At 70.3% G+C, this 22330-nt stretch carries 21 protein-coding genes, 1 tRNA gene and 1 pseudogene; 13 read left to right on the top strand and 10 right to left on the bottom strand.

Annotated elements, in window-relative coordinates; all coding sequences use genetic code 11:
- Positions 1 to 165 precede the first annotated feature (165 nt).
- The 5 genes from ACIO3P_RS20505 to ACIO3P_RS20485 form a co-directional block, all read right to left on the bottom strand.
- Positions 166 to 819 carry a hypothetical protein gene (locus ACIO3P_RS20505; protein WP_401852822.1) on the bottom strand — a complete coding sequence of 218 codons (654 nt, stop codon included), beginning with the start codon at positions 817 to 819 and terminating at the stop codon, positions 166 to 168.
- A gap of 226 nt (positions 820 to 1045) precedes the next feature.
- A complete protein-coding gene (locus ACIO3P_RS20500; RefSeq protein WP_401795379.1) occupies positions 1046 to 1879 on the bottom strand; it encodes an S-methyl-5'-thioadenosine phosphorylase in 834 nt (277 codons plus the stop codon).
- 152 nt (positions 1880 to 2031) lie between these two features.
- Positions 2032 to 2400, bottom strand: coding sequence for an FmdB family zinc ribbon protein (locus ACIO3P_RS20495; protein ID WP_401852819.1), 369 nt, complete (start codon positions 2398 to 2400; stop codon positions 2032 to 2034).
- Positions 2401 to 2466: 66 nt separating this feature from the next.
- On the bottom strand, positions 2467 to 3861 hold the full coding sequence (locus ACIO3P_RS20490) for an MFS transporter (protein WP_401852816.1): 1395 nt from the start codon (positions 3859 to 3861) through the stop codon (positions 2467 to 2469).
- 406 nt (positions 3862 to 4267) lie between these two features.
- The gene (locus ACIO3P_RS20485) at positions 4268 to 5833 is read right to left on the bottom strand and encodes a potassium/proton antiporter (protein WP_329822309.1); all 1566 of its coding nucleotides are present in this window, start codon (positions 5831 to 5833) and stop codon (positions 4268 to 4270) included.
- Positions 5834 to 6146: 313 nt separating this feature from the next.
- Here ACIO3P_RS20485 and ACIO3P_RS20480 point away from each other — a divergent pair, with 313 nt between their 5' ends.
- Positions 6147 to 8996, top strand: coding sequence for a penicillin acylase family protein (locus tag ACIO3P_RS20480; RefSeq protein ID WP_401852814.1), 2850 nt, complete (start codon positions 6147 to 6149; stop codon positions 8994 to 8996).
- Between the two features lie 24 nt (positions 8997 to 9020).
- Here ACIO3P_RS20480 and ACIO3P_RS20475 read toward each other — a convergent pair whose 3' ends face one another.
- Positions 9021 to 9644: a 5-formyltetrahydrofolate cyclo-ligase gene (locus ACIO3P_RS20475; protein WP_329822311.1), complete on the bottom strand. Its 624-nt coding sequence runs from the start codon at positions 9642 to 9644 to the stop codon at positions 9021 to 9023.
- Positions 9645 to 9745: 101 nt separating this feature from the next.
- On the opposite strand from ACIO3P_RS20475, the gene galU reads away from it, so the two are divergent.
- The 7 genes from galU (at position 9746) to ACIO3P_RS20440 (ending at position 15378) form a co-directional block, all read left to right on the top strand.
- Complete coding sequence (gene galU, locus ACIO3P_RS20470; protein ID WP_401852811.1) at positions 9746 to 10648, top strand: UTP--glucose-1-phosphate uridylyltransferase GalU; 903 nt, start codon at positions 9746 to 9748, stop codon at positions 10646 to 10648.
- A gap of 90 nt (positions 10649 to 10738) precedes the next feature.
- Complete coding sequence (glp, locus tag ACIO3P_RS20465) at positions 10739 to 12088, top strand: gephyrin-like molybdotransferase Glp (RefSeq protein WP_329822341.1); 1350 nt, start codon at positions 10739 to 10741, stop codon at positions 12086 to 12088.
- A 71-nt stretch (positions 12089 to 12159) separates the two neighbouring features.
- On the top strand, positions 12160 to 12759 hold the full coding sequence (moaC, locus tag ACIO3P_RS20460) for a cyclic pyranopterin monophosphate synthase MoaC (RefSeq protein WP_329822313.1): 600 nt from the start codon (positions 12160 to 12162) through the stop codon (positions 12757 to 12759).
- Positions 12756 to 13295, top strand: a complete 540-nt coding sequence (locus ACIO3P_RS20455; protein ID WP_401852809.1) for a molybdenum cofactor biosynthesis protein B — start codon at positions 12756 to 12758, stop codon at positions 13293 to 13295. The genes moaC and ACIO3P_RS20455 overlap by 4 nt, the downstream gene beginning before the upstream one ends.
- Positions 13292 to 13915, top strand: coding sequence for a GNAT family N-acetyltransferase (locus tag ACIO3P_RS20450; protein ID WP_399291764.1), 624 nt, complete (start codon positions 13292 to 13294; stop codon positions 13913 to 13915). Before ACIO3P_RS20455 ends, ACIO3P_RS20450 begins: the two co-directional genes overlap by 4 nt.
- Before the next feature lie 142 nt (positions 13916 to 14057).
- Positions 14058 to 15197: a gephyrin-like molybdotransferase receptor GlpR gene (gene glpR, locus ACIO3P_RS20445; RefSeq protein WP_401852807.1), complete on the top strand. Its 1140-nt coding sequence runs from the start codon at positions 14058 to 14060 to the stop codon at positions 15195 to 15197.
- Between the two features lie 107 nt (positions 15198 to 15304).
- Positions 15305 to 15378, top strand: a tRNA-Ala gene (locus ACIO3P_RS20440).
- A gap of 370 nt (positions 15379 to 15748) precedes the next feature.
- Here ACIO3P_RS20440 and ACIO3P_RS20435 read toward each other — a convergent pair.
- The 3 genes from ACIO3P_RS20435 to ACIO3P_RS20425 all read right to left on the bottom strand — a co-directional run bounded on the left by ACIO3P_RS20435 (position 15749) and on the right by ACIO3P_RS20425 (position 18148).
- Entirely contained in the window at positions 15749 to 16408 is a 660-nt protein-coding gene (locus ACIO3P_RS20435; protein ID WP_401852805.1) for an NADPH-dependent F420 reductase, read from the bottom strand.
- Positions 16409 to 16487: 79 nt separating this feature from the next.
- Positions 16488 to 17423, bottom strand: coding sequence for an SDR family oxidoreductase (locus ACIO3P_RS20430; RefSeq protein WP_401852803.1), 936 nt, complete (start codon positions 17421 to 17423; stop codon positions 16488 to 16490).
- Between the two features lie 92 nt (positions 17424 to 17515).
- The gene (locus ACIO3P_RS20425) at positions 17516 to 18148 is read right to left on the bottom strand and encodes an NADPH-dependent F420 reductase (RefSeq protein ID WP_401852800.1); all 633 of its coding nucleotides are present in this window, start codon (positions 18146 to 18148) and stop codon (positions 17516 to 17518) included.
- 211 nt (positions 18149 to 18359) lie between these two features.
- On the opposite strand from ACIO3P_RS20425, the gene ACIO3P_RS20420 reads away from it, so the two are divergent.
- On the top strand, positions 18360 to 19271 hold the full coding sequence (locus ACIO3P_RS20420; RefSeq protein WP_329822342.1) for a LysR substrate-binding domain-containing protein: 912 nt from the start codon (positions 18360 to 18362) through the stop codon (positions 19269 to 19271).
- 411 nt (positions 19272 to 19682) lie between these two features.
- On the opposite strand, the gene ACIO3P_RS20415 is transcribed toward ACIO3P_RS20420, so the two are convergent.
- Positions 19683 to 20297 carry a helix-turn-helix domain-containing protein gene (locus ACIO3P_RS20415; protein ID WP_329822326.1) on the bottom strand — a complete coding sequence of 205 codons (615 nt, stop codon included), beginning with the start codon at positions 20295 to 20297 and terminating at the stop codon, positions 19683 to 19685.
- Between the two features lie 143 nt (positions 20298 to 20440).
- Here ACIO3P_RS20415 and ACIO3P_RS20410 point away from each other — a divergent pair, with 143 nt between their 5' ends.
- From ACIO3P_RS20410 to ACIO3P_RS20395, 4 genes and pseudogenes are all read left to right on the top strand, one after another.
- A complete protein-coding gene (locus tag ACIO3P_RS20410) occupies positions 20441 to 21175 on the top strand; it encodes an SDR family oxidoreductase (RefSeq protein WP_329822327.1) in 735 nt (244 codons plus the stop codon).
- 58 nt (positions 21176 to 21233) lie between these two features.
- A complete protein-coding gene (locus tag ACIO3P_RS20405) occupies positions 21234 to 21857 on the top strand; it encodes an NAD(P)-binding domain-containing protein (RefSeq protein WP_329822328.1) in 624 nt (207 codons plus the stop codon).
- Between the two features lie 47 nt (positions 21858 to 21904).
- Positions 21905 to 22037: pseudogene (locus ACIO3P_RS20400) on the top strand (6-phosphogluconate dehydrogenase); the annotation flags it as partial.
- 101 nt (positions 22038 to 22138) lie between these two features.
- Complete coding sequence (locus ACIO3P_RS20395) at positions 22139 to 22267, top strand: hypothetical protein (RefSeq protein WP_329822329.1); 129 nt, start codon at positions 22139 to 22141, stop codon at positions 22265 to 22267.
- Positions 22268 to 22330: the final 63 nt, after the last annotated feature.

The following is a 22330-nucleotide window of genomic DNA, read 5'->3' as shown; positions in this document are numbered from 1 at the left end:
AATCCGCACACGCGATCAGGCGACGTAGCAGCTCGCCAGTACGAGTCCGCACAGCGCTGAGCAGCTTCGCCCCGGCCCGGAAGAGCCGCTCCGCAACCGGCCGCACCCGCGTCGTGACGCTCCGCACCACCCGAGTCCGTACCACCCGACTCCACACCGCACGGATCAGCACAGCGTCACCGCCAGCCGAGAGGTGGCGCTCGCGCCGACCAAAGCCGTGGCGGTGGCGCGCGGCACGGACAGCACGATCAGCGCCCCGCCGTCCGACGAGATCTCCGGCGCCTTGGGGACATCGGCGACCCGGGCGCCCACAGCCACCACACGAGCCTCGGGCCCGCCCTCCCCGATCCCCGCCGACCCCGGTGGCGGTGGCGCGGACGCGATCACATCGACGCGGTCCCCCCGGCGCAGCAGCCGGACCGTCGCCGCGTCGGCGATACGCACGGGCGCGGACACCATCCTCACCGGCCGAGGGGCCCGTTGCCGCCGGGGCGCCGGCGAGGACGCCAGGGCGCCGGCGGCGGCCTCCGCACGGGCATCGGCGCCCGCGGTCCCGCCGGCCGCGCCACCCGCTCCGGCGGCGGCCAGCGCGGCGGCCGTCACGGCCAGACCGGCCGCCGTCGCCCGCCGCCGTTTCATCAGCGCCCTGCGCAGCCGCTGCCGCGATCCACCCACGCGCAGCGGGGCGAAGGGCGGCACGTCGCGCGGCTCGGGCGCGGCACCGGACGGAAGAAAAGGGGGAAGCGGGGCGAACGACGAGAGCGGGGACGGGGGAGGCACGGGCGCGCGGGAGGGATCATGCGCGAACGAACGGGACATGGCGAACACCGCCTGACGTGAGAAGTTCTGCGATCGCTCCTCACGATGCACCGCCCGGCGAGATCCTGCTGCGGCCTGTGGATCAGTTCCCGATTGTGGATAACTCCCTCACCCGCAAGGGTGGTTCAGGGCTCCGCCCGGCGAATTTCCCCGCTCCCGCGCATGGTCCGAGCGGGGGCAGGGCAATCCGAGATCAAGGCACGGCGGGAATCAAGGCACAGCGGGATCAGGGCAGTTGAATCCCGGTGTCCATCCCGTCCAGCGCGTGCGCGCACAGACAGTCACGTGTCTCGTTCGACGGCAGTCCGGCCACGGCGTCGAAAAGCACGGTGCGCAGCCGGTCCACATTGGAGGCGAAGACCTTGAGGACCTCTTCGTGGGAGACCCCCTCACCGGCCTCGGCCCCCGCGTCCAGGTCCGTCACGAGCGTCATGGAGGTGTAGCAGAGACCCAGTTCACGAGCGAGCACGGCCTCGGGGTGACCGGTCATCCCGACGACCGACCAGCCCATCGCCGCATGCCAGCGCGACTCCGCCCGGGTGGAGAAGCGCGGGCCTTCGATGACGACGAGCGTTCCGCCGTCCACCGGCTCCCAGTCGCGCCCCCGCGCCGCCGCCAGAGTCGTCCTGCGCCCTTCGGGACAGTACGGATCGGCGAGCGAGACATGGACGACTTTGGAGGCGCTGCCGTCCGGCAGCGGCAGCCCGTCGTAGTACGTCTGGGTACGGGCCTTCGTACGGTCCACCAGTTGATCGGGTACGAGCAGTGTGCCCGGGCCGAACTCCGGCCGCAGTCCGCCCACCGCGCACGGCCCCAGGACCTGCCTCACGCCGACGGAGCGCAGGGCCCACAGGTTGGCGCGGTAGTTGATGCGGTGAGGAGGGAGGTCGTGCGAGCGCCCGTGCCGGGGCAGGAACGCGACCTTCCGGCCGGCGATCTCGCCGAGGAAGAGAGAGTCACTGGGCGGTCCGTACGGGGTCTCCACCTGGACTTCGGTCACGTCCTCCAGAAAGGAGTAGAAGCCGGAGCCACCGATCACGCCGATCTCTGCATTCGCCATCCGGTCACACTAGCCGGACTCGTCGACCCGCACCTGGTACGGGCCCGTCGGGACAACGGAGGCAGGTCCCGTACGTGCACGGAGGCGGATCCCGTACGCGAAGGACCCCGACCGTACGGAACGGCGGGGCCCTGGCGGTGAAAGGAGGAAAATCAGGCGGCCGACGAGCCGCTGGAGCTGCTCGATGAGCCGGAGCCCGAAGAGCTGGACCCACCCGAGGAGGATCCGGAGCCCGAAGAGGAGGACGCCGCGGCCTTGGAGTCCGAGGACGGCTTCGCACTCGAAGAGCCGGACCCGGAGGACCCCGAGGAGCTCGCCGCCGCGGGCGCGCTGCTCGACGACGAGCCGCGGCTGTCGTTGCGGTAGAACCCGGAGCCCTTGAAGACGATGCCGACCGCGGAGAAGACCTTCTTCAGGCGTCCTTCGCAACTCGGGCACACCGTGAGGGCATCATCGGTGAACTTCTGCACCGCCTCGAGGCCCTCGCCACACTGGGTGCACTGGTACTGGTAGGTCGGCACTTGCTCCTCCTGGCACTCTCACTCAATGAGTGCTAACGACGCTCCATAGTGACGTATTCCGAGCGATCAGTCCACTGTCACCGGCGTGCGGTGACTCATCCCACGCGCACTGACCCGTCCCGAGGCCCTCGGGGCGAGCCGCGAACGCAGCGCCACGAGGGTGGCCAGGGCCAGCGCCGTGCCCACGAGCGGCACCAGGAATCCGGCGCTCGCGCCATGGGCGTCGGCCAGTTGTCCGGCGGCGGTGACCGCTGCCGCCTGCCCGAGCGCGACCGCGCCGGTCAGCCAGGTGAAGGCCTCGGTGCGCGCCGAGGCGGGCACCAGCGACTCGACCAGCGTGTAGCTCGTGATCAGAGAGGGGGCGATGCAGAGGCCGACCAGCAGCCCGAGGCCGGCGAGCAGAGGTACCGAGTGCGCCGTCCAGAGCACGGAGGCGGCCAGAGCCAGTGCCGCGTACCCGACCAGCAGCCTGCGCCGCGGCCCGATCTTCCAGGCCACGGCGCCGCAGACAAGGCCGGCGAGCATATTGCCCGCCGCGAAGATCCCGTAGAGGAGGCCGTTCACACCGGGGTCGCCGATCTCCTCGGCGAACGCGGTGAGAGAGACCTGCGTCCCGCCGAAGACCGAACCGATCCCGAGGAGGGCCACAGCCAGTACGCGCACGCCGGGCACGGAGAGTGCGGACGTGCGCGGCACGGCGGAGCCGTCCGCCCCGCCGTGCCGGTCGGAGCGGGGCTCTGTGGCGCGCTGGGCCGCGAAGAGCAGCCCGCCCACCAGCGTGAGGGTGGCCTCGGCGATCAGTCCGGCGGCAGGATGGATCCCCGCGCAGAGCGCGGTCGCCAGCACGGGGCCGATGACAAAGGTGAGTTCGTCCGTCACGGACTCGAAGGCGGCAGCCGTCGGCAGCAGGGACGAAGAGCCCCAGGCCCCCGAACCCGGGTCTGCGTCCGAACCCGAACCCGAACCCGAACCTGAACCGGTGGCGGAGGGGCCCAGCAGCGCTGCCCAGCGCGAGCGGACCATGGGACCGATCTGCGGGACGGAGGCGCCGGTCGGGAGGGCCGCGGCGAACAGCGCCCAGAGCGGAGCGCCCCCCAGCGTGAGAGCGACCAGCGCCGCCACGGACGCCGCGTGGATCATCACGCCCGGTACGAGGACGGCGCGCTGCCCGTACCGGTCCGCGAGCTTGCCGCTCTGCGGGGCGAAGAGCGCCATGGACACACCCGTGACCGCGGCGACGGCACCGGCGGTGCCGTACGAGCCGGTGGTGTGCTGGACAAGAAGGACGATGCCGATCGTCAGCATCGCGAAGGGCTGTCGCGCGGCGAAGCCGGGGATCAGGAAGGTCCAGGCACCGGGGGTGCGCAGCAGCCGTCCGTAGCCCGGGCGGGGCGTCGCGGCCTCCGCCTCGACAGCGTCGGTGCCGGTGCCTGCGCCGGTGTCGACCGTGTTGCGGGACACGGCCCATGCCTTTCTGCCGCCTGGTAGCGCGCCCCTGTACGGCCTCCGTCGATCACGGGGGCGGGCGCAGCCGAGAGCTGTCCTCTTGCGCGGAACTGCGGTAGATACCAGGGCCCACTGAGGGGACAGCCACGGCCGCCATACGGTCGCGCCAGCACTGCGTCAGGCAGAGTTGGTCGATCAGTAGATGCAGATGTTGGATGCAGACGTTACAGATGCAGATGGATCAGACAGACACAGATGTCAGATGTCGCAACAGTTGATCACCTGCGCCTTCATCGTACAGGCACGTGTTCCTGTACGCCTGAGAAAGCCCGATCACGGCGAGTGCACGCCTGCGATTGACCGGCGCCCACCTTGCCCACGGCGCCCACCTCGCACCCCGCGCCTCGCGTCCACCGGGCGGTCACGGGAGCTTGCCGCCCGCGCCCGCTCCCGTACCCACACCGTTGCCGGCGCCGTTGCCCGTGCCCAGCCAGCCGGCCAGCTTTCCGCCCTGTCCGACCGCCCGCAGCCGCCGCTCCGCCGCGTCCCGTACCGGATCCGTCGCCACCACGAGCAGTTCGTCGCCGCGGCGCAGCACGGTCGCGGGGAGCGGTACGAAGCTCTTTTCGTCCCGTACGACCAGGGTCACCGCGGACCCCGGCGGCAGCCGCAGCTCCGCCACCTCCACGCCGTGCATCTTCGACCCCGCGGGGATCGCCACGGAGAGGAGATGACCGCGCAGCCGTTCCAGCGGCGCCGACTCGATGCCCAGGTCGGAGGCCTCGGAGGAGCGCCCGAGCCGCAGTGCCTTCGCCAGCCAGGGCAGCGTCGGCCCCTGCACCAGCGTGTACACGACGACCAGGATGAAGACGATGTTGAAGATCCGCAGACTGCCCTGCACCTGCGAGACCATCGGGATGGTCGCCAGGATGATGGGCACCGCGCCGCGCAGCCCCGCCCACGACATCAGGGCCTGCTCCTGCCAGGGGATCCGGAAGGGCAGCAGGCTGATCAGGACGGACAGCGGCCGGGCCACCACCGTCAGGACCAGGCCGACGATCAGGGCGGGCAGGAAGTCGTCGCCCAGTTCGTGCGGTGTCACCAGCAGGCCGAGCAGGACGAACATGCCGATCTGCGCGATCCAGCCCAGCCCCTCCGCGAAGCCGCGGTTCGCCGGGGCGTGCGGCAGTTTGGAGTTCCCGAGGATCATGGAGGCGATGTAGACGGCGAGGAAGCCGCTGCCGTGCGCCGTGGCGCCGACCGCGTACGCCGACACCGCGATCGCCATCACGGCGATCGGGTAGAGACCGGAGGCCGGCAGCGCCACGTGCTTCAGCCCGAAAGCGCCCGCCCAGCCGACCGCGAGCCCGATGACCGCACCGATCGCCAGTTCCAGGACGATCTCGCCGACGAGGATGTACCAGTGCTCGACCGGGCCCGCCGCCGCGAGCGCGACCACCATGATCACCACGGGGGCGTCGTTGAACCCGGACTCGGCCTCCAGCGCCCCGGTGACCCGGGACGGCAGCGGCACCCTGCGCAGCACGGAGAAGACCGCCGCCGCGTCCGTCGAGGAGACGACGGCCCCGATGATCAGCGCCTGCCGCCAGTCCAGGCCGATCAGATAGTGCGCGGCGGACGCCGTGACGCCGACGCTCACCGCGACCCCCACCGTCGACAGAGCGGCGGCGACGGGCAGCGCCGGTTTCACTTCCTTCCACTTGGTGCCCAGGCCGCCCTCGGCCAGGATCACCACCAGTGCCGCGTAGCCGATCACCTGGGTCAGTTCGACGTTGTCGAACTTCACGTGGAAGAGGCCGTCCTGGCCTATGACGACACCGATCCCCAGGTACAGCAGCAGGCTGGGGAGGCCGCTCCGGGACGAGATCCGGACGGCGGCGACCGCGATCAGCAGCACGAGCGAGCTGATGAGCAGCAGTTCATTGAGATGGTGAACAGACAGCGGCCGATCCTTCCCCTCGCGCACGCCGGATCGTTCCTCCGGGAGCCGGTACTTCGTTACCTTACCTAATCTTTAACGTTTTCTTGACGCTTTCGATCGCCAGTACGAGCGTTGATGTGATTTCCATCGCGGTCGAGGGGTGCGTCAGGCGTACGGGGCGGTACGACAAGGGCGAAGCGTGGTGAATTCGTCGAGGAATCCATGTGTCAATCTCTGTGTGATCATTTTGTGATCGTCGGATCAGTCGCACTACATGACACCGCGTCGGGGGCGCGGAACCCCTGCGCCTATGGTTGCTCCAGCATTCCAGGACCACCCTGCCCCTCGAAGGACAGCGATGCCCGCCAACACAGCCCCCCCTTCCGTCAAAAAGAAGGGGCGACGCGCCCGTCTGATCGTGATCGTCCTGGTGCTGGCGCTTGTCGCGGGTGTCGGTTACGGCGCGTTCTGGGGCGTCAGTACGGTCCGAGCCTCATTCCCCCAGACCGCGGGGACCGTCACGCTCAAGGGCCTGTCAGGCCCCGTGGACGTCCGGCGCGACAGTTACGGCGTCCCCCAGATCTACGCGAACAGCGACACCGACCTGTTCCGCGCGCAGGGATACGTCCAGGCGCAGGACCGCTTCTGGGAGATGGACGTACGGCGGCACATGACCGCCGGCCGGCTCTCCGAGATGTTCGGGAAGGGGCAGGTCAAGACCGATACCTTCCTGCGCACCCTGGACTGGCGCGGAGTCGCGCAGCGCGAGTACGACACCGAGCTGTCGGCGGAGACCAAGAAGAACCTCCAGGCGTACGCGGACGGGGTCAACGAGTACCTCAAGGGCCGCGACGGCAAGGACATCTCGGTCGAGTACGCGGCCCTGAGCTTCACCAACGACTACACGCCGCAGAAGTGGACCCCGGTCGACTCGGTGGCGTGGCTCAAGGCGATGGCCTGGGACCTGCGCGGCAACATGCAGGACGAGATCGACCGTTCGCTGCTGACCAGCCGCCTGAGCGAGCAGCAGATCAAGGACCTGTACCCGTCGTATCCGTACGACCGGAACAAGCCCATCGTCAGCGAGGGCGGGATCGACCCGGTGACGGGCACGTACGACCCCGAGGCCGAGCCCACCGGCGACAGCACCGGCACCGGTACGGGTACGGGCACAGGCACAGGAATCGGCAGCGATCCCGGCACCGGAACCGGCTCGACCATCGACGGCACAGGCACAGGCGCAGGCGCAGGAACGGCCACGGGCTCCAACGTCTCCCTGCGGTCCTCCAGCGCCGCCGGCGCCGCTCAGGGCCTCGAAGCGCAGCTCGGCGCCCTCTCCAGCACCCTGGACGAGATCCCCGCCCTGCTCGGCCCGAACGGCAGCGGCATCGGCTCCAACTCCTGGGTCGTCTCGGGCAAGTACACGACGACGGGCAAGCCGCTCCTCGCCAACGACCCGCACCTCGCGCCGCAGCTTCCCTCGCTCTGGTACCAGATGGGGCTGCACTGCCGCAGCGTCTCGCCGACCTGCAAGTACGACGTCGCCGGCTACACCTTCGCGGGAGTGCCCGGAGCGATCATCGGCCACAACCGGAACATCGCCTGGGGCTTCACCAACCTCGGCGCGGACGTGACCGACCTGTACCTGGAGAAGGTCAGCGGCGACACGTACCAGTACGGGTCGCAGAAGAAGAAGTTCAAGACCCGTCAGGAGACCATCAAGGTCGCCGGTGGCGCGAGCAGGAAGATCACGGTCCGTTCGACGGATCATGGTCCTGTGGTCTCCGACCGTGACGGCGAGCTGGAGAAGGTCGGAGAGAAGGCCCCGGTCGGCGATGTCGCCCCGGACCGCGGCACCGGCTACGCGGTCTCCCTGGAGTGGACCGCGCTCCAGCCGGGCAAGTCCATGGACGCCGTTTTCGAGCTCAACAGGGCCGAGGACTTCTCCGGCTTCCGTAAGGCCGCCGAGCACTTCGAGGTTCCCTCGCAGAACCTCATCTACGCGGACACCAAGGGCAACATCGGCTACCAGGCACCCGGCCGGATCCCGATCCGCGCCGAGGGCGACGGCACGATGCCGGCGCCGGGCTGGGACCCGAAGTACAAGTGGAAGGGGTACATCCCCTTCGACGAGCTGCCGTACGAGTACAACCCCGAGCGCGGCTACATCGTCACCGCCAACCAGGCCGTCGTGAACGCGGAGAAGTACCCGTACCTGCTCACCGAGGACTGGGGCTACGGCGCCCGCAGCCAGCGGATCAACGACCTGATCGAGTCGAAGACCAAGGACGGCGGGAAGATCTCGACCGACGACATGCAGACCATGCAGATGGACAACAGCAGCGAGATCGCCAAGGTGCTGATGCCTTACCTGCTCAAGATCGATGTCTCGGACCCGTCCATCCGCGAGGCGCAGAAGCTCCTCGAAGGCTGGGACTACACCCAGGAGCCCGACTCGGGTGCCGCCGCCTACTTCAACGCGGTCTGGCGCAACGTCCTCAAGCTGGCCTTCGGGAACAAGCTTCCCAAGGAGGTGCGCGTCAAGGACGAGTGCCTCAATGTGCGCCCCGCCGACTCGACCGGCCCGGCGGACGGACTCGACCAGCTCGTACGGGAGTGCGGCCAGCGCGACCCCGACCAGGCGCAGCCCGACGGCGGTGACCGCTGGTACGAGGTGGTGCGCAGCATCGTCAAGGACCAGGACAACGAGTGGTGGAGCTCTCCGAAGAGCCGCAAGGACACCGCCACGACGACGCGTGACGGGCTCCTGAAGCGCGCTATGAAGGACGCGCGCTGGGAGTTGACGGCCAAGCTCGGCAAGGACGTCTCCAGTTGGAGCTGGGGTCGTCTGCACCAGCTCCAGTTGGAGAACCAGACCCTCGGCACCCAGGGGCCCGGTTTCCTCAAGGAGATACTCAACCGCGGCCCGTGGAACCTCGGCGGCGGCGAGGCGGCGGTCAACGCCACCGGCTGGAACGCGGCGGGCGGCTACGAGGTCGTCTGGGTGCCGTCCATGCGGATGGTCGTCAACGTCGGTGACTGGGACAAGTCCCGCTGGATCAACCTGACGGGCGCCTCGGGGCACGCGTACAGCGCGCACTACACCGACCAGACGGAGAAGTGGGCCAAGGGCGAACTGCTGGACTGGTCCTACACCCCCAACGCGGTGCAGAACAGCACGAAGGACACGCTGACGCTGGAGCCGTAGCGGGGCAGGCGCCTCCGGCCCGCCTCAAGGGCCGGTCCGGCCGGCGGCGGCGCCGAAGCGCCTGACGCCCTCCGGTGTCACCACGGCCTGTACGGGGTGGTCGTGCGGTTCCTCCGGGACCTGCGCGACCACCTCGTTCGCGTACAGCAGCACCACGAGCGCCGGCGTGGCGCCCGCCCGTGCCAGCCGGCTCAGGACCCGGTCGTACGAGCCGCCGCCCCGGCCCAGCCGCATCCCGCGCCCGTCCACCGCGAGACCGGGCAGCAGGACCGTCTCCGCCGCCAGGACGGCCTCCGGGCCCTGTCGGGTCCCGTCGGGCTCCAGCAGCCCCCGTCCGGCCCGTACGAGCCGTTCTGCGCCCTCGTAGGGAGCCCAGTCGAGATCGTTGTCGGCCATCAGTACCGGCAGCAGGACCCGGACGCCCCGTGCGCCCAGCGCGTCGAGCAACGCGCGCGTGCCCGGCTCGCGTCCGACCGACACGTAGGCGGCGACGGTGCGGGCGTGGGCGAGTTCCGGCAGATCCAGTGCCCTCCGTGAGAGAACCTGCGCGGCCTTTCGTACGTCTTCACTGGAGAGAAGGCCGCGCGCGGCGAGGAGTTCACTTCGCAGAACACTCTTTCCCGGCGTGTCGGGCGAGTCGGCACTCACGGGGCATCACAAACCTCTCGTACCTCGCCTATGGGCTTGTATGAGGCGAAAGTTAACCGGAGCATCATCTTCCGCCCATAAGCACCGGATAGGCTCCCGGCATGACTCATTCGCCCTCCAGGATCACCAAGGCTGTCATCCCCGCCGCGGGCCTCGGCACCCGGTTCCTCCCCGCCACCAAGGCCACGCCCAAGGAGATGCTGCCGGTCGTCGACAAGCCGGCGATCCAGTACGTGGTCGAGGAGGCGGTGGCCGCGGGGCTTTCCGACGTCCTCATGGTCACCGGTCGCAACAAGCGCCCTCTTGAGGACCACTTCGACCGGAACTACGAACTGGAGCAGGCGCTGACCCGCAAGGGCGACGCCGGGCGCCTCGCGAAGGTCCAGGAGTCCAGCGACCTCGCCACCATGCACTACGTGCGCCAGGGCGACCCCAGGGGCCTCGGACACGCCGTCCTGTGCGCCGCACCGCACGTCGGGGACCAGCCCTTCGCCGTCCTGCTGGGCGACGACCTGATCGACCCGCGCGACCCGCTGCTCGCGCGCATGGTCGAGGTCCAGGAGCGGGAGGGCGGCAGCGTCATCGCCCTCATGGAGGTCGATCCGGCGCAGATCCACCTGTACGGCTGCGCCGCCGTGGAGGCCACGGGCGACTCCGACGTGGTCAAGGTGCACGACCTGGTCGAGAAGCCCGACGCCGACGACGCCCCCAGCAATTACGCCATCATCGGCCGCTACGTGCTGGACCCCGCCGTCTTCGACATACTGCGCACGACCGAGCCGGGCCGCGGGGGTGAGATCCAGCTCACCGACGCCCTCCAGCAGCTCTCCGCGGACGAGAAGGTCGGCGGGCCGGTCCACGGCGTCGTCTTCCAGGGCCGCCGCTACGACACCGGTGACCGGGGCGACTATCTCCGTGCCATTGTCAGACTCGCGTGCGAACGTGAAGACCTGGGCCCGGACTTCCGGACCTGGCTCCGCAGTTACGTCAGCGAGGAGATGTAGCACTTGAGCAGCACGGCAGACGCCCCGGACCCGGCCCCGTCCGAGGACCGGCCCGAGGGGCGGGCGCCGGAGCGGGCGCCTGACGGGGCCCTGGACCGGGCCCCGTGGAGCGAGGCCCCGCCCCGGGCCGAGGCCCCCGGGCGGGACCGGATCTGGTCCGTGGAGGACCATCTCGCGGACATCCTGGCCGGGGTCCGTCCGCTCGACCCCATCGAGCTGCAACTCCTCGACGCTCAGGGCTGTGTCCTCGTCGAGGACGTCACGGTTCCGGTCGCGCTGCCGCCGTTCGACAACAGCTCCATGGACGGGTACGCCGTCCGTACGGCCGATGTGACGGGCGCCACGGAGGAGTTCCCCGCCGTGCTGACCGTCGTCGGGGACGTGGCCGCGGGCAGCGGCACGCTCCCCGAGGTCGGCCCCGGCCAGGCCGCCCGGATCATGACCGGCGCCCCGCTGCCGCCCGGCGCCGAGGCCGTCGTCCCGGTCGAGTGGACCGACGGCGGTACGGGCGCCGGCGCGGCCACCTCGATGCGCCCGGCCCGGGAGGGCGGGGCCGGCGCGAGCGGCGAGGTACGGGTCCACCGCCCGGCCGAGGCCCGCGCCCATGTCCGCGCCCGCGGCAGCGACGTACGCGCCGGTGACCTCGCCCTGAAGGCCGGTACGATCCTCGGCCCGCCGCAGATCGGCCTGTTGGCGGCCATCGGCCGGGGCAGGGTCCGGGTCCGCCCGCGCCCCCGGGTGGTCGTCCTCTCCACCGGCAGCGAGCTGATCCAGCCGGGCGAGTCGCTCGGCGAGGGCCAGATCTACGACTCCAACAGCTTCGCCCTCACGGCCGCGGCCAGGGACGCGGGCGCCCTCGCCTACCGGGTCGGCGCCGTCACCGACGACGCGGACACCCTGCGCGCCACGATCGAGGACCAGCTCATCCGCGCCGACATGGTCGTCACCACGGGCGGCGTGAGCGTCGGCGCGTACGACGTCGTCAAGGAGGCGCTCTCCTCCGTGGGGGACGAGGACGAGGCGGGCAGCGGGATCGACTTCCGCCGCGTCGCGATGCAGCCGGGCAAGCCCCAGGGGTTCGGTTCGATCGGCCCTGAGCACACCCCGCTGCTCGCGTTCCCCGGCAACCCGGTGTCGTCCTACGTCTCCTTCGAGCTGTTCGCCCGCCCGGCGATCCGCGCCCTCATGGGCCTGGAGGACCTGCACCGTCCGACGGTCAGGGCGCCCCTCAAGGCGGACGGGGCGCTCTCGTCCCCGGCGGGCCGCCGCCAGTTCCTGCGCGGTACGTACGACGCCGAGGCCGGCGCCGTCACCCCGGTCGGCGGCGCGGGCTCCCACCTCGTGGCGGCCCTGGCCCACGCCGACGCGCTGATCGTGATCCCCGAGGAGACCGTCTCCGTCGAGCCCGGCACGGAGGTCGAGGTGGTTCTGATCGGCTGACGCCCCGCTGTGGCGGTACCGTGTCTGCCCACACAGGCCCTGTCGGGCCCGGACCGGGAGCGCCACAGCGAATGACTGTGTTTTCCCGGGGGGAGACCCCCGGACACCCTCAGCAGGCCGACGAGAGCGGTTCGAGCGATCAGGACGGCCCGACCGAGGCGGGACAGGACGGCCTGACCCACATCGACGCGTCGGGCGCCGCCAGGATGGTCGACGTCTCCGCCAAGGAGGTCACGGCGCGCACCGCGCGCGCCAGCGGCCGGGTGCTGGTCTCGCCGCGCGTCGTCGAACTGCTCAGGGGCGGGGGAGTGCCCAAGGGGGACGCCCTCGCCACGGCCCGTATCGCGGGCATCATGGGCGCCAAGCGGACCCCGGACCTGATCCCGCTCTGCCACCCGCTGGCCGTGTCGGGCGTCACGCTCGACCTCGCGGTCGCGGACGACGCGGTCGAGATCCTGGCGACGGTGAAGACCACGGACCGCACGGGCGTCGAGATGGAGGCCCTGACCGCCGTCTCGGTGGCCGCGCTGACCGTGGTCGACATGGTGAAGGCCGTCGACAAGGGCGCGGTCATCACGGACGTACGGGTCGAGGAGAAGACCGGCGGCAGGTCCGGGACCTGGAGCCGCCCGGAGGCGGCCGGTGACGGAGCCGCCGGGGGTACGGCATGAGCACGCCGCCGCCCGGCCACCCCGCACCGTCGACCGGGGCGTCCCCGTCCCCGTACCGCGCCCTGGTCGTCACGGCGTCCAACCGGGCCGCCTCGGGCGTCTACGCCGACAAGGGCGGCCCGCTCCTCGCCGACGGTCTCGGCACGCTCGGCTTCGCCGTCGACGGCCCGCGGGTCGTCCCCGACGGCGACCCGGTCGAACAGGCCCTGCGCGAGGGCGTCGACGCCGGGTACGACGTGATCCTCACCACCGGCGGTACGGGCATCTCGCCCACCGACCGCACTCCGGAAGCCACGCGCGGCGTGCTCGACCACGAGATCCCCGGCATCCCGGAGGCGATCCGCGCGCAGGGCGCCGCGAAGGTCCCCACCGCCGCGCTCTCCCGGGGCCTGGCGGGTGTCGCGGGGCGGACCCTGATCGTGAACCTGCCCGGCTCGACCGGTGGCGTACGCGACGGGCTCGCCGTACTCGACCGGCTGCTCGTCCACGCCGTGGACCAGATCCGCGGCGGCGATCACCCCCGCGTCTCCGGATGAACCCGGCCTGGCCCACGATGCTGGTGGACGGTGAGGTGACCCTCCGCCCCATAAGGCTGCGCGACCAGCGTGCCTGGCGGGAGGTGAACCGGCGCAACCGCGACTGGCTGCGCCCCTGGGAGGCGACGATTCCGCCGCCGCCCCCCGGCGGCCCGGTCGCCCAGCGCCCCACGTACCGCCAGATGGTCCGCCATCTCCGCGCCGAGGCCAACGCGGGCCGGATGCTGCCGTTCGTCATCGAGTACCAGGGGCGGCTGGTCGGCCAGCTCACGGTCGCCGGGATCACCTGGGGCTCGATGTGTTCCGGTCATGTCGGCTACTGGGTGGACCGCGAGGTGGCGGGGCGCGGAGTGATGCCGACGGCCGTCGCGCTCGCCGTGGACCACTGTTTCCGGATGGTGGGGCTGCACCGCGTCGAGATCTGCATCCGCCCCGAGAACGGGCCCAGCCGTCGCGTCGTCGACAAGCTCGGCTTCCGCGAGGAAGGGCTGCGGCCGCGTTACCTCCACATCGACGGAGCCTGGCGGGACCATCTCGTCTATGTGCTCACGGCGGAGGAGGTGCCCGAGGGGCTGATCCACCGCTGGCACAGAGCACGCCCGGGAACGACCAGAAAATAAAACAAGTTTTCGATATCACGTTCCATACGACCATAAACCGATACGAACAATCACAAAAAAAGTCCGTGATATCAGCCGGATCGTGCGACACACCGGCCCAATTGGCCGATGCCCTCGTGCGAACCCCTCTACGGTGTGAACCGTGAGCAGCAGCGGCCTCATCTACGCAGTCATCGTCGGGGCCTGGGCCGCCTATTTGGTGCCGATGTGGCTCCGCAGGCAGGACGAGCTGAACGAGGCACGTCCGACGGAACGCTTCAGCACCGCCATCCGGCTGCTGTCCGGACGGGCGGCCATGGAGCGCCGTTACGCCAAGGAGCTTCAGGGACGAGCCGCCGAAGAGGCGGGGACCGACGCGGAACCGGAGAGCCGTACGGAGTCGATGAGCTCCGTCGACGTCCGGGCCTTCGCCGCGCCTCCGGACCACACCGAGGTCCGGCTGAGCGTCCACGCGGACATCCCCGCACCGGCCAGATCGGCGCAGCCCAGACCGGCGGCGCCCGCCCCCGAACCCCATCCCGCGCCCCGTCCCGCCCCCGAGCGCCCCGCGTACGGGCGGCGCGTGCGCCCCGCGGGCACACCGGCCGAACGAGCCCGGCGCGCACAGCGCTCCCAGGTCCTCGCCCGCCGCAGGCGCACCACCATGCTCCTCTTCCTCGCCTTCACCCTCGGCGCGGTCGTCGCGGCGGTCGGCGGCCTGGGCTTCCTCTGGGCGCCCGCGGTCCCGGCCGTACTCCTCAGCACGTACATCGTTCATCTGCGCGGCCAGGAGCGGCGTCGCTTCGCGTTCACCATGGACCGGCGCCGGGCCGAGGCGGCCGCCCAGCGGCTGCGTGAGAACCGTTCCCCGCGCCGGCAGCCCTCCGCCCCCGGGGCCGACGAGCCCGAACAGGAGCCGGAACCCTGCCCCGAGCCCGAGCCGGCCGCCACGGTCTCCCCCCAGGAGGCGGGCCGCCGCGCCCTGGTCGAGCAGACCGACCACGCCGAGTGGGTGGACCAGCAGCGCGAACACGGCCCGGCCCGCGGCGAGAGCTGGGAGCCGGTCCCGGTGCCCCTGCCCACGTACGTCACGGCCCCGGTCGCCCCCCGCGCCTCCAGCGGCGTGGAGGTCGGCGACCCGGAGACCTGGAGCGCGGCCCGCTCCTCCACGGCCGAACCGGCACCGGACCCCGCCCCGCCCCCCCGCACCCCACCCCAGCGCCGCACCCGCGACCACGGCAGGACCCCGCTCTTCGACCAGTACGACGAAGAGGACGACCGCCCCCGCGCGGCCAACGAGTAACCGGCCCCGCGACGACCCCGCCCGGCCGCGGGTCCGCCCGCCCGTGACCAGCCGCTGACGGATTTCCGACCACGGCCGGGAGGGTGCTAAAGTTTCACTCGTTGCAAGGGCCTGTGGCGCAGACTGGTAGCGCACCTCGTTCGCATCGAGGGGGTCAGGGGTTCAAATCCCCTCAGGTCCACAACACCGACTGTTCTTGAGTTCGCTCGGGAATGGTTGACGAAATCCCGTCCGATCACTTCGATCGGGCGGGATTTCGTCGTTTCTGGGCTCGTTCGGAGGTCTGGGTGCGCACGTCGTGGCGTCGTGGCCGGCGTGCGGTGGTCGGTTGTGGTTGTCGTGCGGGCCAGACGTCAGGCAGACGCCCAAACGCCAAGCTGCGTACGGCAGTTGAGTTGGCTGACGCCGCCGGATGTGTCACCGGGGTTTGAGCTCGTGCCGGTTGGCCCGGATCGGCCAGGTCCTGGAGGTCGAGAACTGCCCCCGCCCGGTGTTCACCGGGCGGGGGCATGGTGCGGCCGGGACGCATCGCGGTTCGCGATGGTTGACGGTTAGCGCGTTGCGGTGGCCAGTGCTGCGCGGATGGCGGCTTCGCCGGCCGGCTGGCCCTTCTCGTTCGAGTACGGTCCGTACGGTGTTCCCCACACCGGCGTGTCCGTCGCCTGCCGCCAACTGTCGGCCAGCGTTCCCGCGTCCACCACGCCGTAGCCGATGGAGTCGATGAACTCGGTCACCGCCGCCCTCGCCGGTGCGGAGTCGCCGGCGATCGGCAGGTAGGAGCGGTCGGCCGCCCCAGCCGGGCGTGCGAGTGACAGCAGGTGCTTGAAGAAGATGTTGTTGAACGCCTTTACGAGCAGGGCGTCCGGGGCGTACCGCTGAAGCAGCTCGCTGGAGGTAAGGGACTTGCTGTCGAGTTCGGGGATGTGCCCGTCACGCTCGGCGCCGTAGTTGCAGGTGTCGATGACCGTCTTCCCGGCCAGCGGCGCGGCGGGCAGGTGGGGGAAGGCGCTGACCGGCACCGTGACCACGACGATGTCACCGGCCCTCGCGGCCTCTTCGCTCGTCGCCGCGGACGCCCGCGGCCCCAGTTCCTCGGCCAGGTCCCCGAGTGTTTCGGGACCGCGCGAGTTGCTGAGCACCACCTGGTGGCCGGCGTCGACGGCGAGTCGCGCGAGGGTCCTGCCGATGGCCCCGCTTCCGATGAATCCCACAGTTGTCATTATTTTTTAGGTCCTTCCGAAGAGCCGAATGTGCCGGTTGCCGGGCTCGTTACGATTCGGGTTCCCGCCGTCAGCCGGCGGGGAAGTAATGGCCGTTGTCCAGATCGGCGCGCAGGCCGGGCCGGGCGGGTTCCCAGCCGAGGGTCCGGCGGGTGATGAGGTTGGACACCGGGTAGCTCTGCGTGGCGATATTCGCGAGAAACCCGAAGTACCCCGGCGTCATCAGGGCATCGTTGGGAACGCTCACGGCGGGCAGGCCCAGGCGGCCGGCGATGGCCTCGGCGAGTTCGCGGAACGGGATGCCCCCGTCCTCGACCGCGTGCCAGTACGCGCCGGCCGGACCCTTCTCCAGCGCCAGGCGGAACAAGGTGCCGACATCGTGGATGTGCACGGCGTTCCACAGGTTCGCGCCGTCGCCGGGGTAGCCGACGAACCCCTTTTCCTTCGCGAGCGCGATCAGTGTGGGGAGGAAGCCGACCCGATCGGTCGTGCCGTGCGCCATGTTGGCGATCCGCACGACCGAAGACCGCACTCCCTGCTCGGCGAGGTCGACAACGGCCCTTTCCACGACGTTGCGGACCCGCAGGGTGCCCTTGTGCTCCTCGCCCACGGGGAGGGCCGGGTCGTCCTCGGTGGCCGGCCGCCCCAGGTTCCCGGACGAGCCTATGCTTCCCGCCGTGACCAGCGGCTTTCCGGTTCCCGCGAGTGCTTCGCCGTACGCGAGCATGATCGGGAGCTCAGCAGCGGCCACGGCGTCCATCCCGCCGGAGGGCAGCAGATCCTGCCGGTGGGCGACGTGGATGACGCCATCGGAGTCCGAGGCTGCCTCCTTGAGGCCGTCGAGATCCTGAAGGTCGCCGCGACGCACCTTCGCGCCGAGCGCGGACAGGGCCGCCGCGGAGGCGTCCGACCGGGCCAGGCCGGTGACCTCGTGCCCGGCGGCGATGAGCTCGGGAATGATGTACGAACCGGAATGGCCGGTCCCTCCAGCGACGAATACGCGCATTTAACTTGTCCTTGTAAGGGTAGGTGCATGGTATTCCCGTGCCGTAAGTGAACTGGCGTAATGCGGCACGAGAGGTAGTGGTACGGGTGCGCTCAGTCGAGAAGGGTGATGCCGAGGGAGAAATTGGCGTGCTTGACGGAGTGGTTCATGAGGCCCAGCTCCAGCAGGCCGACGTTCTCCAGCGTCCGCGCCATGAACAGTTCCCCGATGTCCCAGGGGCGCAGCCCCAGGCTCTCGACGAACGCCGACACGCGTACCTTCGCCTGCGCGTCGTCGCCGGCGATGAACACGTCCAGAGGGCGGTCCTCGGCCGGGCCGGCCGCCAGAACGTGGGAGAACACCGTGTTGAACGCCTTGACGACATGCGCGTCGGCGGGAGCCGCCTTGGCGATCTCCTGTGCGCCGGAACTGTCGTCGGGGACGACGAAGCCTCGCAGGTCGGGGGCTACGGGGTTGGTGACGTCGACGATGATCTTGCCGCGCAGCGCGTCCCCGTACTCCCTCACCGCCGCCGCCGCGCCGGCGTACGGCGCGGCGAGGATCACGATGTCCCCGGTCGGGACGGCCCCAGCCGTCCCGACCGGGGCACCGCCGAGCGTGGCGGCCAATTCCTCGGCCTTGGCCTGGTCGCGGCCGATGATCTCGACGGCGTTGCCGCCGGCGAGCGCCCGGTCGGCCACAGCACGGGCCATGTTTCCCAGTCCGACAATGCTGATGCTGCTCATCGGTGTTCCTGCTTTCCGAGCTTTTCCCTGCTGTCAAATTCCGGTGTCGAATTCTGATGTTGAATTCTGATGTTGAATTCTTGTGCCGAAATCACCTCGACGCCCTTAAGCGCCTGTTTTCATGCTGCCACCGGGTCCGAGTGGTGTCCAAGACCTATTGAAGCCGTGGTGATACCCTGGAGGTATCACCACGGTGGAGGGTTCTATGGATCTGGATCTGGATCTGCGCAAACTGCGTTACTTCGTCACCGTGGCCGACCGGCTGCATTTCGGCAGCGCCGCCGATGAGCTTCACATCGCACAGCCGGTGCTCAGCCGGCAGATCCGTGCGCTTGAGCAGGATCTCGGCACCTCGCTGTTCACCAGGGACCGCCACGGCGTAGAGCTGACAGACGCGGGCCGGCAACTGCTGGCCGACGCCGGTCCGCTGCTCGCCTCGACCCACGCGGTCCGCCGCCGGGTGTCCGCGGCCGCCAACGGCAAGCGGCGGCTGATGGTCGGTTTCCGGGCCGGCGTCGCGGTCATCCCGGCGGCCCGTGCGTTCGAGGACCGACACCCTGACGTGGTCGTGGACGTGCGGCGGATCGAAGGGGACGATCAGGCCGCGATGCTGCTCGACGGCCGCATCGACGTCGGCTATGTGCGGCTGCCCATCGACGAGGCCGGCCTGCGCGTCACCCCGCTGTACACCGAGCCGCGGGTGGCGGTACTGCCCGCCGGACACCGGTTGGCCGGCAAGGAGGAGGTCACCGAGGCCGACCTGGCCGGCGAACCGCTGGTCTGGCACGGTGACCCGAGCACGCAGCCCACCAAGCGCCCGCTCCCCAATGCCGGGTACCCGGTGCGCGGGGTGGACGAGACGCTTGAGCATGTCGCGGCCGGACGGGGCATCTCCTTCCTGGCCCGTTCGGCGTCCGTGTTCTACTCACATCCGGACATCGCCTATGTACCCATCCCTGATCTGGCGCCCGACCAGGTGAGCCTCGCGGTGGCGGCATCGCGCACCTCGCCGCTGGTGGATGACTTCGTCACCGCGGCTCGGTCGACGGCCGAGATCACGGCGGAATGTGGGAACTATGAGATGTGGCAGCTTGGCGGCGAGGACGCCTCAAGGCACGCTTGAGTAGAGGGCGCGCTTGAGTCGACGGCGCGCTTGAGTAGTTCGGCTGCCCCCCCGTTCATCGAGCGGAGCCGGTCACCGGCGGTCTGCCGTTCGTGGCGTCGGGAGTCGGTCCCTGGGATCCAGAACCCGACGGCGGGTTCCGGCCGGACGTGTTGGCTGCCCGCCTGTTGGCCCCCGTTGAGCGCCCCGGTGGAGTGGATGAGGGGGCGGCAAGTCTCCGGCTCGTAGAGGGTCGCCATTCTCCCCGGCGGCTTTTGCCGCGGCCATCAACAGGCGGGCGGGGCGGGCCGGTTCCGTAAAAGCCTGCCATGCCAGGTGCCGGGCGGCTGGTATCGCGGGCCGGCCGGTGCGGCCCCGTGACCGGTAGCGCGTCCGGCCCGGCCGCGCTGTGCCACGTCAGGATGTGCCACGTCAGCTCGACACTTCCTCCTGCCGTCGGTCATCGCCGGCTGTGGCGGCGGGGATGGCGTTGTCGATGAGGACGGCGGCGATGGCGGCGGCCGTGGGGAAGGCGTCGGCGTTGAGGACCCGGGTGCGGGCCGCGGCGCCGTCGATGAGCAGCGCGAGTTGCTCGCCGAGCTGTTCAGGGTCGGTGGCGCCGGCTTCGCGGGCGGTGTCGGCGAGCCGCGCGGCGACGGCTTCCTTGTAGTCGCGCGCGTACTCGGATGCGGGGTGCTGGGGGTCGTGGAGTTCGACGGCGGCGGCGATGTACGGGCACAGAGGCGTGGTGGGGGGGACGTCGAAGGCGGCGAGGAGCCGTTCGCGGGGCGTGAGGTCGGTGCGGTCGAACACGCCGGACAGAACGGCGGGGTCGAACCGGCGCAGGTACTCCGCGACGAGTTCGTCCTTGCCGGTGAAGTGCTGGTAGGCCGTGCGCTTGGACACCTGGGCCGCCGAGCAGAGCTGGTCCATGCCGGTGCGGTTGATGCCCTGCTCGCGGAACAGTTGCTGGGACGCGCTGATGATGCGCTCGCGGGCGCCCCGGCCGCGGCGGCGGCCCGTGGGGCCCTTCTCCAACTCCGTCATGGCTCCACCATACCGCGACGAGGTAACGACCGGTGTACTTAGTTTGCGCCCGGGTCGCCCGCCCCGTACCGTAAGCACACAGGGCGGTGTACATAACACCGTCGCCCCAGGTACACACGGCACCACCGACCAAGGGAACGATCATGGGAAAGCTTGACGGCAAGGTCGCGGTCATCACCGGCGGCACCACCGGCATGGCGCTGGCCGGCGCGAAGCTGTTCGTCGACGAGGGAGCGCACGTCTTCATCACCGGCCGCCGCCAGGACGCCCTGGACGAGGCCGTGAAGCAGATCGGCCGCAACGTCACCGGCGTCCAGGGCGACGCCGCCGACCTGGCCGACCTGGACCGCCTGTACGACACCGTCAAGCGGGAGAAGGGAAGCCTCGACGTGCTGTGGGCCAGCGCCGGAGGGGGCGAGCCCGCCCCGCTCGGCGAGATCACCGAGGCCCAGTTCGACACCTGGTTCGGGCTCAACGCCCGCGGCACCCTGTTCACCGTCCAGAAGGCTCTCCCGCTCTTCAACGACGGCGGTTCCATCCTCATGACCGGCTCCAACGCCTCCCTCGGCGCCTTCCCCGGCTGGAGCGTCTACGCCGGCAGCAAGGCCGTCCAGCAGGCATGGGCCCGCATCTGGCTCAACGAGCTCAAGGACCGCCGCATCCGCGTCAACGTCCTGACCCCCGGCCAGGTCGCCACCGCCAAGCAGGAAGAACTCTTCGACGAGGCCACCAAGCGCCAGTTCGAGTCCCTCATCCCCCGCGGTCAGATGGGCCGCCCCGACGAAATCGCCTCCGCCGCCCTCTTCCTCGCCTCCGACGACTCCAGCTACGTCAACGGCATGGAGCTCGTCGCCGACGGCGGCACCACCGCCATCTGAACCGAACGACCACAACCAACAGCCACAACCAACAGCCACAACCAGGGCAGGGCATCTCATGAGCAGCATCAGCGTCATCGGCACCGGGAACATGGCCCGCACCATCGGCGCGCGGGCGATAGCGGGCGGCAACACCGTCGAGGTCATGGGCCGCGATCGGTCCAAGGCCGCTGACCTGGCCAAGGCTCTCGGCGGCGGCGCCACGACGGGGGAATGGGGCACCGCCCCGGCCGGGGACATCGTCATCGTGGCCCTGCTGTACGACGGCGTCGTGCCGGCCATCGCCCAGTACGGAGACGCTCTCGCGGGCAAGGTCATCGTCGACATCAGCAACCCCTTCAACTCCACGTTCGACGGGTTGGCCCACCGCGAGGAGACCTCGATCGCGCAGGAAGTCGCCAAGGCCGCCCCGGCGAGCGCCACCGTGGTGAAGGCGTTCAACACCGTCTTCCGCCATGTCCTGGAGAAGGGTCGGCCTGATGTCTTCTTCGCGGGCGATGATGCGCAGGCCAAGGCACGTGTGGAGGCGTTCATCGAGACCCTCGGGCTGCGCCCGCTGGACGTCGGCGGCCTGAAAATGGCGCACTGGCTGGAAGGAGCGGGCGTGGTCACGGTGGGCCTCGCCAACCACGGCGTGGGGAACTTGGACTTCGCCCTCAGCATCACCGCACTTCCCGTCTGAGCTGACGGTTGACGGTTGACCGTCGCCGGCACCACTCCGAGGCGGTAGGGATCCGGGACGGCGCATTCGTCTCCTGGCGCCTGGACGAGTACTGCACCCTCTTCCGGGGGCCGGCCGGCCCCGGACGGACCGACCCGCACCCGCCGCATCGCCAACAAGGCGTATCACCGCCACTTCTGAGAGCGGGAACCGATCCCTGTCCCCGGGGAACGATCACCATGCACACGGGAAACGATCTTCAGAATCTTCGCGTTTCCCGGTGGTGTGCGGGCCGGTTCGGGGTGTCCGGTTCGCTCACCTGGGTCGCGGAGATCGAGCGTCGTACACCGGCCGACTCCACGCCGCTCGACGAGTTCTTCCGGCTCCTGGACGACTTCAGGCGTGACGCGCCCCAGGGGCCTGCCCCGTAGGAGAGGGGCGTAGGGGGCATCGCGCTGCTTCCGGTCCTCGTGTACGGGGCCGGCGCGCAGCTC

The organism is Streptomyces sp. NPDC087310 (genome assembly GCF_044744405.1).
Classification (GTDB): domain Bacteria; phylum Actinomycetota; class Actinomycetes; order Streptomycetales; family Streptomycetaceae; genus Streptomyces.
Note: the sequence above shows the minus strand (reverse complement) of the source record. Positions and strands in the feature narration are given on the sequence as shown.